Below are 14535 nucleotides of genomic sequence, written 5' to 3' on the forward strand. Positions count from 1 at the left end.
ATGCTGTTAAGTATTGCTTATATTTTAATGTTTGGGATGTTTATGGGGTGGCTCTGTAAACGGATGAGATTACCTAGTTTGATGGGAATGCTTTTCACCGGGGTATTCCTTGGACCTTATATGTTGAATGGCATTGATAGTTCGATTCTTAGTATGTCTTCAGATTTAAGAAGAATTGCCTTAATCATTATTTTGATGAGGGCAGGATTATCATTAGATCTCGATGATTTAAAGAAAGTTGGAAGACCCGCAATATTGATGTGCTTCATCCCGGCTTGTTTTGAAATGTTGGGCATGATGGTCTTAGCACCAAAATTATTAGGTATCTCTTTATTAGATGCGGCTATTATGGGAGCCGTTGTAGCGGCTGTTTCTCCTGCTGTCATCGTCCCTAAGATGCTCAAACTGATGGAGGAGGGCTATGGGGCTAAAAATAGGATTCCTCAGCTGATCCTAGCCGGGGCATCGGTAGATGATGTTTTTGTGATTGTTATATTTTCGGCTTTTACGAGTCTTGCTCAAGGAGAAGCAGTATCCATCATGCATCTCATTCATATACCTGTTTCCATCGTTATAGGCGCATGGATCGGTATGATGGTCGGCAGAATCCTTACTAAATATTTTAAAATTATTCATATCCGTGATACAGTAAAAGTAATGATATTGTTATGTCTTGCCTTTATATTGGTGAGTCTTGAGGATCGATTTTCAAAGGTTATTCCTTTTTCAGCTTTGATTGCGATTATGAGTATGGGAACTACTTTACAAAATCGTTATAGTCAGGTTGCTTTACGATTATCCGCAAAATTTAATAAGCTATGGGTAGTGTCGGAAATTATGCTTTTTGTTTTAGTAGGCGCAACGGTTGATCTAAAATATGCATTGTCAGCGGGGAAAATGGCGATAATTCTAATTTTGGCTGTCCTTATCTTTAGAATGTTCGGGGTTTGGCTCTGTTTGATAAAAACCAAATTAAATAAAAAAGAACGCTTATTTTGTATGATTGCGTATACACCAAAAGCAACAGTACAAGCCGCTATTGGCGGTGTGCCTTTGGCTATGGGATTAGGGTGTGGCAATATTGTATTCACTGTTGCCGTTTTGGCTATTCTCATTACAGCTCCGCTTGGTGCATTTTTCATTGATTACACGTATCCACGTTTATTGGATAAAGGTTAAACTATGTATTTACTTACCAATCTAATGGATATAAAAGAACTGACCTTAAAAAATCAGTTCTTTTATATGGTTTATCCTAGTAAGATATCGAGAGCCATCATAATAATAAATCCCATCATACAGGTAAGCGATCCTAGGATTGTTGCGTCATTCTTTTTGCTTTCGGGAATTAACTCTTCAACGACCACAAACAACATAGCACCACCGGCAAAGGCTAGGGCGTAAGGAAGAATTGAACTGAAAATAGTTGCGGCTAAATATCCCAGCAATGCGGCCGGTACCTCGACCATTGCTGAATATTGCCCATACATCATGGCCTTAAATTTTGAGGTTCCGGCTTGATGCATCGGTAAAGAAATGGCTAATCCTTCAGGGAAGTTCTGAATTCCGATCCCAATAGAGAGGATCAATGCGGCGATTCGTGCTTCCGGATTAGGGTTTGCAAAAGCTACGCCTACTGCAAGACCCTCGGGAATATTGTGCAGTGTCATGGCAAACATTAACAGCTTTGCTCTGGAAAAATGTGATGATCTTCCTTCCGTTTCGTGGGTCAAAAGATGTTCATGCGGCAAATAACGATCCATCAAACCGACAAAGATCGCACCGACCATAAAAGCGACCGGTAAAAAACCTAGAAAATATTTTGGCTGTCCTTCTAATAAATCGATTGCAGGCATTAATAAAGAAAAGAAAGTAGCGGCAATCATGATACCCGATGAACTTCCCAAAGCAATTTCATTAAGCTTGTGATGATGTTCATTCACTAAATAGACCAGGGTTGAGCCAAGAAAAGTCGAAAACCAGTTAAATAATGAGCATAGAAATACAATCAGTAAAGCGGGTAAAGCAAGTAGTTGTCCCATATTTTCCTCCGTTCCCTATAGAATATGCCATAAATAAAAAAAGAGTGAAACTTGTAGAACGTTTAAAAATATGGTATTCTAAGCACAAGGAGTGATATTATGGGCGAAATTACAATCGCAATGGAAAATTATTTGGAAATCATCTATGAGTTCCAGCAAAACGGCAAAAAAGCCAGAGTCAGTGATATTGCTAAAAAGAAAAATGTAAGCAAAGCAAGCGTGAATAATGCCATGAACGTATTAGCTGAATATGGGCTTGTGATTAATGAGAAATATCATGATATCCTACTTACTCCTGCGGGTGAAGAAAAAGCTAAATTTATATGTGAAAAACACCATGTCATTCAATTATTATTTGAAAAGGTGTTGGAAATAGAAGAAGAACAGGCAAGTGAAGATGCCTGCTTGATCGAACATGTCATTAGCGATTATTCGGTAAGTAAGATGAAAGCATTTTTAATAAAAAATAATTACTATAAATAAAAGAAGGGGTGGGCCCCTTCTTTTTAGTCTGAATATTCAAGTGTCAATAACACTGCACGACTTGTTTGTTCATCTTTTTTACGGTCATATGCCGGTATTACCGTATACTCCACAACATCATATTTTTGTACTTCTTCATCATATATATAATCTGCTTGTCTAAAGAAAATCGTATCATCTTGAGGTGTCTTGATGTTTCCGAATTGTTTTTCTTTATTGTAGTAAATGACTTTACCTTGAACACGTTCCACAAGCTTATCTAAATGAGCTGTCAATTCTTCCATCATACGATCATAAATGATTCCGCTGTCTTCATTGGCATAAGGATCATTTTCAATTTCTGAGATTTTTCCTGCTTCTTTTTCCATCTTCTTTAAGAATAAAGAAACAAGATCAGCTAAAGCAGTATATTCCGCTTTCTGACATGCCTTTAATAGATTTTCAAATAAACCGATTTTGCTTACATCATAGCCGCTTTGATAGAGGTCATAAAGCAAGAATGTGTTAGCTTTCTTATCATCATTTAATGAAGAATACGTTGTGTAAAGCACTTCATAGAAATTAATATCTCTGATTTGTCCCTGCAATGCCAAGAAATCACGCTGACCTTCTTCATAGTTGCCTAAAGCGACTTGACTGCATGCACGATAATACTTGATCCATTGTAAATTACGATAATGGAAATTGTGGATCATTGCTAATGCATTATTTGCATAAGTGATACAATCCTTGTAGTTTTTCATATCATAATGGACTTTAACCATTTGGCGATACCATCTTTCTAATGGCGATTCCCCTTCCTGATTTCTTTCTTTAATCAGCAATGGCTGATCCGATAATAACTTTGGATCTAACAATTTTAATGTTTCAAGATACTTGTCATAGTTGATCGGATTTTGTGAAGTAATGTACTTAATCATACGATTGACAGTGACTTCATACGGAGAGTACTTCTCTTGTTTGCACATTCCCAAAATATCATTGGCAAAACTGAAGAATAGAAATTCATTTTCAGAAATTTTATTTACCGGGATATTGATATGTTTATTGTATAAGGCATATCCATATTGGTTGATATATCCTTTTAAGTTTGGGCACATTGAACGGAAAGTACTGCCAACTTCAATCGCTTCATCAAGCAACCCCTCGTTTTTTAATGAGCGTACATAATCTGTCGCTTCATAATCGTTGAAAGATGTCACATCATCCTCAAATTTTTTTGCATAACCACTTAAATCTACTTTTGTCATAACTTTGCCCTCCTGTACAACATTATAACACTGTTTCTTATAAAAATAAATTTTTAAAGTCATTTTATAACAGGAATTATTTACTAATATAGAAAGAAAGTTAAGGATTGAATCGTTTTTTGAAGAATTCTTGGGAATTTACTTTTGGAAAGATATGAATGAAATCGGAAAAAGAGTGAATACTGAAAGTGTAGTAAATAAGAGAAAAATTATGAATAGTGAATTAGGAGGATGATTTTATGGGTATGAATGAAGATTTATTTGAAATCAGTAAATCCCTATCTCATATTAAAGAAACAGGTATGTATGATGTTGAAAAATATTGTTGTTCACTGCTGCATTTAACCAATCAATTAGAGTATTTTTACTGTAATCTTGTCCCTAAAGGTTCGGGTGAAAGCGCCAGCACTTACTATCGTCTGCATGATCGCCCTAAGGAACATCAAATGGCATACTTCAATATTGGACGTGGATTCCCAAAAGAACTGATGGATGGTCATTGGTGCTATGTACTAAAAGATTTGGGATATAAAGCATTAGTTATTCCGAGTACATCTATAAAAAAAGATTCTAAACCGTGCCATCCTCAGTTTGAGATGGATATAGAAATTGAATATTATGGGAAAAGATTAAAAAGCAGAATACAACTTAGTGATATACGTTCTATTGATATGCAGCGATTAGATTTAAGAAAACCGTTTTGTCCTGTTTTTACCGATCGGGAAGTGATAAAAGAATTTGTGGAAAATAATTTACTGAAATAAAAAAAGAGCCAAGGCTCTTTTTATTATAAGTTTAATAAACGTTTCGTATCTCTAGCGATGACTAATTCTTCATCTGTAGGAATAACAAATACTTTAATCTTTGATTCAGGTGTACTGATCAATGCTTCTTCTCCGATGGCTTCATGGTTGATGTCTTCATTGATTTGAATACCTAAAGCTTCTTTGATTGCTTCTAAGATATCATGACGACCACTGAATGAGTTTTCACCGATTCCGGCTGTAAAAGCAATAGCATCACATCCGCCCATTTGAACGAAGTAACGTCCGATATAATCAGCGACACGTCTTACGAAAATCTGTCTTGCCAATTTAGCTCTTTCATTACCTTCCTGCATTGCCTTTTCAACATCTCTAAAGTCACTTGACACTCCGGAAACCCCTAATAGACCAGATTGTTTATTCAAAATATCAATCATTTCTTCTACAGAAATATTTGTTTGTTCACAAATATAAGAGATAATAGAAGGATCAACGTCACCAGAACGTGTTCCCATCATAATTCCCGCTAATGGGGTTAATCCCATTGAAGTATTGATTGACTTTCCATCTTTAACCGCACTTAAACTTCCGCCTGCACCTAAATGACAAACAATGATTTTTGAATGTTCTGGATTTCCTAATTTTTCAATTACTTTTTGTGATACATAGAAGTGGCTAGTCCCATGTGCCCCGTATTTTCTTACTTTGTTTTCAGTGTAATATTTATATGGAATTGGATAGATATATGAACTTGGCTCCATCGTTTGGTGGAACGCTGTATCAAATACCGCAACTGCTCCAGCAGTTGGAATGGCTTCTTTAAATGCATAATAACCAGTTAAATGTGCTGGGTTATGTAAAGGTGCCAACGCTCTGATCGCATCGATCTTATCAGCTGTATCTTGATCAAAGATAGCAGAAGAACTGAAGTATTCTCCACCATGAACGACACGGTGACCTACCCCTTTGATTTCGTCTAATGAATTTACAATTTTTTTATCAATCAAAGCTTCCAATAACAACTGTACGGCTACTTTATGATCTTTGATTGGTAAGGTTTTTACGTCTTTTTCACCGTTATATTTGATTGTGAAGATCGCATCGTCAAATCCGATTCTTTCGATAACCCCAGAAGTGATCGGAGTTTCGTCATCCATTTCAAATAAACGGAATTTTAATGATGAACTTCCTGCATTAACAGAAATAATTTTTGCCATAAATACACCCCTTTTTTTAAAATCAATTCTATTATATGCCTATTTATAAGAAAAGACCATACTAAAATGTGTTAATTATTTAACAAGCCGCCTATAAAAAAGCAATCTATTAAGTTTTTATTTTTTCTATCATTTTTATTAAACGTATAGGAAATATGGATGAAGGGAGAGCGTTTTAATCTTGTTTGTTTTAGAATGAGCGGCGGGCGATTCCATAAAGATTTAGGCAGCAATATGAAAATACATGAATATCTTGACAGCATTGGCAGATTGAAGTTAGAGTATAGAAAAGGCTGTTCATTTTTGGCGGATGAGGGGCAGTGGAAGAGTGTAATATAATGAATGGAGGTATTTTTTTGGAAACAGTAGAATTAAAATTTCAATATACTCAAAAAGAATATGTACAAGCGGAAAGGCAATATTTGATCGCTGATAAAATCTTACATAAATATGATCTTGCTTTAGCAGCTTTATTTTTGGTGTTTTCGATCGTATACATGTTGGTTTCTTCGTTTAGCCTGTTTAGTATTATCCTATTTGGGACAGTCATTATTGTAACGGCAATGGGATGCTATGTATATTTTTTATTGCCTATCCTTAGATTCAAACAAACGAAGAAATATCATGAAGAATATACGCTGACATTCTCAAAAGATTCTCTTTATTTTAAAACCCCAAGCATTGCATCGGAAATGAAGTGGAACATTTATTCTGTGCTAAAGGAGAACGATGATTTTTATTACTTAATTCAAAGACCACGAATATATACGTTAATTCCCAAAAGAGTCTTTAAAAGCCAAAATGAAAGACAAACTTTTGAGGAAATTGTACAGTTCAACTTAAACACCATTGAACATATTTAATGTGCATTATGATCATTTCTCTTGAATTACAGTGTTTCTAGTCTGCATCGAATTCAGCTTTATTTTATCAATAATCAAAGAACGTTCCTTCTTAGTAAGGGGACAGGCATGACAGTATACCTGTTGTGCTTTTTTTAGTTTTGGAATTTGTGATATCCTATTGGTGTTTATATGATGCAATGGCAAACTTAACGATGAATACTTACCTATTCAGATAAGTTGATTTCTCTTTATCATTTGAATAAAAAAACTTGCTATTTTGGTTCATTGGCTCTATCATAATACGTGCCAGGGGTGCATCTGCTGAGAGAACTATGTTCAACCCTTAGAATCTGATACTGGATAATACCAGCGTAGAGAGAGCTAAATAGGATCTATTGGCTTTCCCATGGTGGAAAGCTTTTTTATTTGGCGATGGCATTATTTAAAGATAGGAGAGAAAGTATGAAAAACAAAAAAGTATTATGGATGAGCTATATTGCAATGTTCATCGCCTTAGAAGTCGCTATGGAATTTGTCAATCGCGCAATACCGGGAATGCCTTTTGGCGGAAATGTTTCATTTTCGTTGATCGCAATCTTTTTAGCGTCGTACCTTTTAGGGGTTAAAGGCGGCATCATTGTCGGTATCGGGTCTTCGGTTGTTTTATTCGCAGTCGGTATCGCCACTTTTTGGGGATGGTGGTCTGTTGCTTTAGATTATGTTATTCCTTTTGGCGTATGCGGATTAGCCGCCATCATTAAAAATGTACGTTTAAAAAATGGCTGGGAGCTGCCAATCGGAATTGGTTTTGCAATGGTACTGAAATTTTTATCCCATTATTTTTCCGGAGTATTCCTTTTTTATCAAAATACTCCAGCCGGTATGAGTAAATATTGGTATTCTTTTATCTATAATTTACCTTATAATCTGGCAACTTTAGCGGTTTGTTTCGTTTTAGTGATGATTTTATTACCAAAATTAAAGAAGGTTGTCAAGCTGTAGTGTTTATACACACCTGCCACTATCATTCATAGTGAGATTTGCTATAATGAGGGGGTAATGGAAATAAGTAATGAAATTTAGGGGATTTATGCAGTAAACAGTGGGTCAAACGGAGTAAAAATGTGAAATTCAAAATCTGCTTCCCTAAATGAGTTGAAAAAGCAACTTTATCATAAAGTTGCTTTTTTTAATACATAAATAAATTTTTTAGACATAATCTGACAAGATATTCAAATAAAAACACAAATAAGGAAGAAATGTGTAGACACACTTACCTATTTATCGAAACATAAACTTCTGTTAGAATGATACCGTGGAGGTGAGAGGGACAAAACTAATAATAAAGTCTTTTTTTAGTAGGGAATCATGGGGATGAAAACTAAAAGAAGCACAAAGGCAGAAAACGGGATAAGAGGAAATAACCTAAGGAATACTAAAAACGTATTAAATTTATCAAATATCTTTGAATTGTTACGTTGTTTCGACAGTTTTTTCATTTTGCCTTTGTTAAAATAAGCGTGTATTCGAGTTATTACACGAATTTAAAACAAAAAATGGAAGAAGATATGCAGAAAATAAAGAATATAAAAGAAAAGGAAAGTTCCGACTATCGGCAAATGGTGGAATACACCTTGATGAAACTGTATATCCGGGACCATTTTTTTGTTTTTTAAGAACCATCTTCGATAAATAAAATTGAGACTATCTATTTATCTGTAAATTGTGTATAATATTTACGTTATAGAAAGAAGGCAGGTCATGAATAAACCTAAATTAGGGGATGAAGTGCTTATCCACAGTTATAAACATGATGGAAAGATTCATCGCAGTTGGTCTAAAGGTTTAGTTCTTGATGCAAATGAGGATCATACGATTGTCATCAATGTCAAAACATTGGTGACAGAAGCGGATGGTAGAGTCTGGTGTACGAGGGAACCAGCAATCTGTTATTTTCCTAACCATGAATGGTATAATGTAATTTGTATGATAAGGAATAATGGAGTATATTTCTATTGTAATTTAGCCAGTCCCAGTCTTTGGGATGGAGAAGCAATAAAATATATTGACTATGATCTGGATCTAAAAGTTTTTCCTGATTGTAAATACAAAGTGCTGGATGAAGAGGAGTACCGTCAACATCAGCGCAAAATGCATTATCCTGATGAATTAGATATTATTTTGAGGTCACAGTTAGAAGAGCTGATCGAGATGGCAAAAACATCCAGTGGGCCTTTCAAGCATGGATTTAGTGAACATTGGTATCATGTGTATCAGGAATTTAAACGGAAGGAAAAGTAGTGGTATTCTACTTTTTTTCTTTTATAAAACTTGTTAAAATGAGGTGGGTGATAATATGTATAAAGTAACTCTCAATAGTGTAGAAGAGACAAATAGTATCGCATTAAAATTAGGACAGGCAATCAACGGACATGCTGTCATCTTATTAACAGGAGATCTCGGTGCCGGCAAAACCACCTTTACAAAGGGACTTGCGAAAGGCTTAGGAGTAAAAGAGATTGTCAATTCTCCTACTTTTACGATATTAAAAGAGTATCACAGCGGACGTCTTCCGTTGTATCATTTTGATGCTTATCGCTTGGAAGATGGCTATGAAGATTTGGGATTTGGAGAATATATTGACAGTGATGCCCTTAGTGTCATTGAATGGCCAATATATATGCAGGAAGATATTCCAGAAGAATATTTGGAGATCAACCTTCAATATATAGACGAACAAACACGAACTATTGAATTTATCCCACATGGATTGGCTTATGAAACATTATGTAAGGAGGTGCTCGCATGAGAACGATCGTGATGGATACATCGAATCATTATTTAGCGATTGCATTATATGAAGATGGCATGCTGAGAGCCTGTCGTCAGTTGGAAGCATTGAAACAGCAGTCTGAACTTGCGATTCCGGTATTAAAGGATTTGATGGACGGACAGCATTGGCAAATGAAAGATATCGGTGAAATGGTTGTTTCTTTAGGCCCGGGCTCTTATACCGGAGTTCGTATTGCAATGACTATAGCGAAAACATTAAGTGCAGTCATGCCAATTCGTTTAAAGGCAATCTCTTCTTTAGCGATGCTTGCGGGTGATCAAAAGGCAATCTCAATCATTGATGCCAGAGGAAATAAATTCTATGTAGGCATGTATGAAAACGGAGAACCGTTAATGGAAGATACTTTAATGGAAGCAGAAGTTTTTGAAACATTTAAAAATGAACATCCTGATTTTCCTATAGTAGCTTTAGTCGATGAGATTCCTTTATGTGACAATCTCTATTTATTAAGCAGAAAAGCACCTTATATTGAAGATTGTGACTGTTTAGTTCCAACTTATATCAAAGGGGTGGAGGCAAAGAAACAATGTTGAGGAAGATGCAGGCGGAAGATTTACCTTTGATCTTGGCATTAGAAAAAGAACTGTTCAGCAGTCCTTGGAAAGAAGAAGACTTCTTATTTGAACTTACTCAAAATCCATTCGCTACCTATGTTGTTTTAAGTATAGAGGATGAAATCGTAGGCTATATTGGCTATTGGATCAAAAATCCTTATGTCGAGATTACCAATGTAGCAGTCGGAAAACGATATCAGCGCTGTGGGTATGCCAAACAGCTCGTTGCATATTGTTTAGAAGATGGAGTGAAGAATAATGCTCCTATCTTTACCTTAGAAGTTCGTTTCAGCAATATACCGGCTATTTCATTATATGAATCTTTTGGCTTTAAGCAGGTATCAGTGAGAAAGAATTATTATACAGATCCTATTGAGGATGCACATTTAATGATGAAAGAGGTGAAACAATAATGGCGATTATCCTTGCGATTGAATCAAGCTGTGATGAAACCGCAGCAGCTATTTTAAAAGATAAAAAAGAATTACTGGCAAATGTTGTCTCCACCCAAATTGCCACTCATAAACTTTATGGAGGAGTTGTGCCTGAATTAGCCAGTCGTATGCACGTTGAAAATATTTCTTATGTTATTAAAGAAGCATTGGCTAAAGCAGAGGTGACGATGGAGCAAATCGATGCGATTGCAGTTACTCGCGGACCGGGATTGATCGGCTCTTTACATGTTGGGATGCAAGCTGCAAAAACGTTAGCTTATGCCTTTGACAAGCCTTTAATTGGGGTTCATCATATTGCCGGGCATATCTATGCTAATCAGTTAGTCAGTGAATTGAAATTCCCATTGATGGCACTGGTTGTTTCCGGGGGACATACTGAACTTGTCTACATGCGTGACCATCTTCAGTTTGAGATTATCGGAACAACTTTGGATGATGCTATTGGAGAAGCCTATGATAAGGTTGGCCGTGTCATTCATGTGCCGTATCCGGGCGGACCGGAAATTGATCGTTTAGCTAAACATGGCAAGCCGATTTATCCATTGCCTAGACCATTAGATGACGATACCTATAATTTTTCTTACAGCGGATTAAAGTCAGCGGTAATCAATCTGGTACATAAAATGGATCAGCGCCATGAAGAAGTGAACAAAGAAGATTTATCATGTTCTTTTCAAGAAGCGGCACTGGGAATATTAGTCAGTAAGACATTACGTGCCGCCAAGGCTTATGATGTTAAACAGGTCATTGTTGCCGGTGGGGTAAGTGCTAACTCTAAATTAAGAGCCGATTTGACCACGGCTTTTGAAAAAGAACCTATTGAACTTATTTTGCCGCCATTATGGTGCTGTACGGATAACGCTGCCATGATCGCTATGGCAGGAAGCTATATGTACGATCAAAAGTGCTTTGCAGACCTAAAGCTGAGTGCAAGACCAAGTTTGGTGTTGTAAGAACTATAGAATTTAGGTAAAATAGAGGAAGAAAGGATGATTTGATGGATAAAAAAATGCCAAAAATATCGAAAGCCACCATGTCAAGATATCCTATTTATCTAAAAGCACTGCGTAAAATGCAGCATGAAGGAAAAGAAGTGTTTCTATCAAGTGAACTTTATGAAGCCACAGGGATTCAAGATACAACGATCCGACGTGATTTTACGTATCTCTCTAAAACAGAGAATTTAGGACGCCGAGGAAAAGGGTATGATGTCAAGCATTTGATCGATATCTTTAACGAAGTGTTAGGATTAGGATTACATGAACCTATTATCTTAATAGGGGTAGGAAATTTAGGAAGTGCCATTTTAAAGTATAATCGCTGGCAGTACACAGTGGGACAAATTGTATGTGCTTTTGATTTAGATCCAAATAAAATGGGAGAAAGATTCGGAGTAAAACTTTATAATATTGATGATTTGGAAGGAAACTTCCCTAAAGGATGTAAAATTGCGATCTTGGCAATTTCACAAAATGTACAAGAAACAGTCAATCGTTTGATGGATTTGGGAATTAAAGGAATCGTTGATTTCACACATACACATTTTACTGTGCGTCCCGGAGTTGAGGTGCAAACAGTGGATGTGGTTGTCGCTATTCAGGAATTAGCAATCAAAATGCATCTAAACGATGAAGCAGAAGAGGAATTGTAAAAAAAGTATTGATAAATATTTAGGAAGATGGTAATAATATAGGTACAAGTAATGATTTGAGAGCATACATCAACTTTTATTAAGCGAGTTTTGGATGGTGAAAGCAAAACACTTAGATGCTATGTAACACTCAATGAACTAGGTAGGAGAAATGTGAGTAGACTATCTCGCTTAGCGGCGTTAAAGCTTAGAGAGCATCTTATTCAAAGATGAAGTAAGGATGGTACCGCGCTTAGTCGTTCCTTTTTAGGAGCGACTTTTTTATTTACAAAGGAGGAAGAAACCATGTTTGAGTTTGAAACAATCAGAGAGTTATATGAAATGGTCATTTCAGGAAATATCGTAGAAAGTGAATCATTGGAATACGTTGAAATCGAAGGATGGGTACGTACAAATCGTGATAATGGGAAAGTAGGATTTATTGCATTAAATGATGGAACATATTTTAAAAATGCACAAATTGTTTATTTAGAAGAAAGTTTAAAAAACTTTGATGAAATTAAAAAAGTAAAAACCGGAGCAGCTTTAAAAGTTTTAGGTAAATTCAAGCTGACACCGGACGCAAAACAACCATTCGAAATCGAAGCTACTGAAATCACGATCGAAGGAGATTGTGATGAAGATTATCCGCTGCAAAAGAAACGCCATAGTATGGAGTATTTAAGAGAGATGCCACATTTAAGACCTCGTACCAATACATTTATGGCTGTGTTTAGAATCCGTTCATTACTTGCAATGGCAATCCACGAATTTTTCCAAGATCAAGGATTTGTCTATATTCACGCTCCAATTATTACCGGAAACGATGCTGAAGGAGCAGGAGAAACTTTCACCGTGACAACTCGAAATGATGGTAACTATGAAGATGATTTCTTTGGAAAGAAAGCCTCTTTAACAGTTTCAGGACAATTACATGTCGAATCTTTTGCCTTAGCATTTAGAGATGTTTATACATTCGGACCAACTTTCAGAGCAGAAATCTCTAATACCAGCCGCCATGCCAGTGAATTCTGGATGATTGAACCGGAAATTGCGTTTGCTGATTTGGATGATGATATGGATCTTATTGAAGATATGGTAAAATATTGTATTCAATATGTATTGGACAACGGAGCCGCAGAAATGGAATTCTTAAACCAATTTATCGATAAGACATTATTGGATCGCTTGACCCATGTTTTAAACTCTGAATTTAAACGTTTAAGCTATAGTGATGCAGTAGATATTTTAATTAAATCTGGTAAGAAATTTGAATATCCAGTAGAATGGGGAATTGATCTTGCCAGTGAACATGAAGTATATTTATGCAGTGAAGTTGTTAAAGGTCCGGTATTCTTAAAAGATTATCCAAAAGATATCAAAGCTTTCTATATGCGTGTCAACGATGATGGAAAGACAGTGGCGGCAGCGGATTTATTAGTTCCGGGTATCGGAGAATTAGTTGGCGGAAGTCAAAGAGAAGAACGCTACGACGTTTTAGCTGCACGTATGGATGAAATGGGTGTAGATCAGGAATCATTACAATGGTATATGGATTTAAGAAGATACGGTGGGGTTAAACATGCCGGATTCGGATTAGGGTTTGAACGTTTAGTGATGTATATTACCGGAGTTCAAAACATTCGTGATGTACTGCCTTATCCACGTACACCAAGAAACTTAAAATTCTAAGCGGTTCATTTTAAATGACCGCTTTTTTTAAAAGGAGAAGAGGATGAAAATCGGAATTATAACCGCTTTAACTATTGAAGCAATCGATTATATTAAACACTTTGGGTTAGTTGAACAAAGTGATAACCATGGATTAAAGATTTATTTTGGATACTATAAAAAATATGAAATTTATCTTGCAATCACAAGTTGTGGTAAAGTCAATGCTGCTTACTGTACAAAACATTTGATTGATACGAAGCAGCCTCAGTGCATTCTCCACAGCGGGATTGCCGGAGGAATTGGAAACAATATACATCCCCTGGATCTTGTTGTTGCAAAAGAGGTAACTTATCATGATGTTGATCCCCAGCAAATGATTGAATTTCCGCCCTATTTAAGCGTTTTTCAATGTGATAAGGGATTAGTGGATAAAACCTTGAAACATATCGAAACAATGGGAATTACTGCCAAAACGGGACGTATTATAAGCGGAGACAGTTTTATTGCTGATGAAGCAAAAGCCAATCTTTTGGCAAAAACTTATCAGGCAGAAATGGTTGATATGGAAAGTGCGGCGATCGGACAAGTATGTCAATTAGAAGATATTCCGTTATTAATTATTCGTTGTGCCAGTGATGAAGCAGGAAATGAAGCTGTTGACACTTATGAAGAAAACGAAGAAAAAGCCTCAAGTCAGGCTGCACAGGTTATTTTATCTTTGTTAGATAATGAATTGTTATAAAGATTTAAGCACAGCAATGTGCTTT

At 36.0% G+C, this 14535-nt stretch carries 17 protein-coding genes; 14 read left to right on the forward strand and 3 right to left on the reverse strand.

Going from position 1 to position 14535, the window contains the following annotated elements; all coding sequences use genetic code 11:
• Positions 1–1179: a cation:proton antiporter gene (locus BN1225_RS01845; protein ID WP_041138141.1), complete on the forward strand. Its 1179-nt coding sequence runs from the start codon at positions 1–3 to the stop codon at positions 1177–1179.
• 71 nt (positions 1180–1250) lie between these two features.
• Here BN1225_RS01845 and BN1225_RS01850 read toward each other — a convergent pair whose 3' ends face one another.
• On the reverse strand, positions 1251–2042 hold the full coding sequence (locus BN1225_RS01850; RefSeq protein ID WP_041138142.1) for a ZIP family metal transporter: 792 nt from the start codon (positions 2040–2042) through the stop codon (positions 1251–1253).
• A 99-nt stretch (positions 2043–2141) separates the two neighbouring features.
• Here BN1225_RS01850 and BN1225_RS01855 point away from each other — a divergent pair, with 99 nt between their 5' ends.
• Positions 2142–2525 carry a metal-dependent transcriptional regulator gene (locus BN1225_RS01855; protein ID WP_041138143.1) on the forward strand — a complete coding sequence of 128 codons (384 nt, stop codon included), beginning with the start codon at positions 2142–2144 and terminating at the stop codon, positions 2523–2525.
• A 23-nt stretch (positions 2526–2548) separates the two neighbouring features.
• Here BN1225_RS01855 and BN1225_RS01860 read toward each other — a convergent pair whose 3' ends face one another.
• Positions 2549–3775 (reverse strand): hypothetical protein, encoded by a 1227-nt coding sequence (locus tag BN1225_RS01860; protein ID WP_041138144.1) that lies wholly within the window; start codon positions 3773–3775, stop codon positions 2549–2551.
• 239 nt (positions 3776–4014) lie between these two features.
• On the opposite strand from BN1225_RS01860, the gene BN1225_RS01865 reads away from it, so the two are divergent.
• The gene (locus BN1225_RS01865; RefSeq protein WP_041138145.1) at positions 4015–4539 is read left to right on the forward strand and encodes a hypothetical protein; all 525 of its coding nucleotides are present in this window, start codon (positions 4015–4017) and stop codon (positions 4537–4539) included.
• 23 nt (positions 4540–4562) lie between these two features.
• Here BN1225_RS01865 and BN1225_RS01870 read toward each other — a convergent pair whose 3' ends face one another.
• Positions 4563–5756 (reverse strand): acetate/propionate family kinase, encoded by a 1194-nt coding sequence (locus BN1225_RS01870; protein ID WP_041138146.1) that lies wholly within the window; start codon positions 5754–5756, stop codon positions 4563–4565.
• Positions 5757–5915: 159 nt separating this feature from the next.
• On the opposite strand from BN1225_RS01870, the gene BN1225_RS01875 reads away from it, so the two are divergent.
• The 11 genes from BN1225_RS01875 to BN1225_RS01925 all read left to right on the forward strand — a co-directional run bounded on the left by BN1225_RS01875 (position 5916) and on the right by BN1225_RS01925 (position 14510).
• Complete coding sequence (locus tag BN1225_RS01875) at positions 5916–6095, forward strand: hypothetical protein (protein WP_041138147.1); 180 nt, start codon at positions 5916–5918, stop codon at positions 6093–6095.
• 17 nt (positions 6096–6112) lie between these two features.
• A complete protein-coding gene (locus BN1225_RS01880; protein ID WP_041138457.1) occupies positions 6113–6619 on the forward strand; it encodes a YcxB family protein in 507 nt (168 codons plus the stop codon).
• Positions 6620–7063: 444 nt separating this feature from the next.
• On the forward strand, positions 7064–7603 hold the full coding sequence (locus BN1225_RS01885) for an energy-coupled thiamine transporter ThiT (RefSeq protein WP_041138148.1): 540 nt from the start codon (positions 7064–7066) through the stop codon (positions 7601–7603).
• A gap of 759 nt (positions 7604–8362) precedes the next feature.
• Entirely contained in the window at positions 8363–8902 is a 540-nt protein-coding gene (locus BN1225_RS01890; protein WP_041138149.1) for a DUF402 domain-containing protein, read from the forward strand.
• 55 nt (positions 8903–8957) lie between these two features.
• The gene (gene tsaE, locus BN1225_RS01895) at positions 8958–9410 is read left to right on the forward strand and encodes a tRNA (adenosine(37)-N6)-threonylcarbamoyltransferase complex ATPase subunit type 1 TsaE (RefSeq protein WP_041138150.1); all 453 of its coding nucleotides are present in this window, start codon (positions 8958–8960) and stop codon (positions 9408–9410) included.
• A complete protein-coding gene (gene tsaB / locus BN1225_RS01900) occupies positions 9407–9988 on the forward strand; it encodes a tRNA (adenosine(37)-N6)-threonylcarbamoyltransferase complex dimerization subunit type 1 TsaB (RefSeq protein ID WP_041138151.1) in 582 nt (193 codons plus the stop codon). The genes tsaE and tsaB overlap by 4 nt, the downstream gene beginning before the upstream one ends.
• On the forward strand, positions 9982–10422 hold the full coding sequence (gene rimI, locus BN1225_RS01905) for a ribosomal protein S18-alanine N-acetyltransferase (RefSeq protein WP_041138152.1): 441 nt from the start codon (positions 9982–9984) through the stop codon (positions 10420–10422). Before tsaB ends, rimI begins: the two co-directional genes overlap by 7 nt.
• Positions 10422–11417, forward strand: a complete 996-nt coding sequence (tsaD, locus tag BN1225_RS01910; protein WP_041138153.1) for a tRNA (adenosine(37)-N6)-threonylcarbamoyltransferase complex transferase subunit TsaD — start codon at positions 10422–10424, stop codon at positions 11415–11417. The genes rimI and tsaD overlap by 1 nt, the downstream gene beginning before the upstream one ends.
• Before the next feature lie 44 nt (positions 11418–11461).
• Positions 11462–12115 (forward strand): redox-sensing transcriptional repressor Rex, encoded by a 654-nt coding sequence (locus BN1225_RS01915; protein ID WP_041138154.1) that lies wholly within the window; start codon positions 11462–11464, stop codon positions 12113–12115.
• 285 nt (positions 12116–12400) lie between these two features.
• Positions 12401–13786 (forward strand): asparagine--tRNA ligase, encoded by a 1386-nt coding sequence (gene asnS / locus BN1225_RS01920; RefSeq protein WP_041138155.1) that lies wholly within the window; start codon positions 12401–12403, stop codon positions 13784–13786.
• Between the two features lie 43 nt (positions 13787–13829).
• Positions 13830–14510, forward strand: coding sequence for a 5'-methylthioadenosine/adenosylhomocysteine nucleosidase (locus BN1225_RS01925; protein ID WP_052466221.1), 681 nt, complete (start codon positions 13830–13832; stop codon positions 14508–14510).
• The last annotated feature ends 25 nt before the right edge of the window (positions 14511–14535 follow it).

The organism is Beduini massiliensis (genome assembly GCF_000829905.1).
In the GTDB taxonomy this organism is placed as follows: domain Bacteria; phylum Bacillota_I; class Bacilli_A; order Erysipelotrichales; family Coprobacillaceae; genus Beduini; species Beduini massiliensis.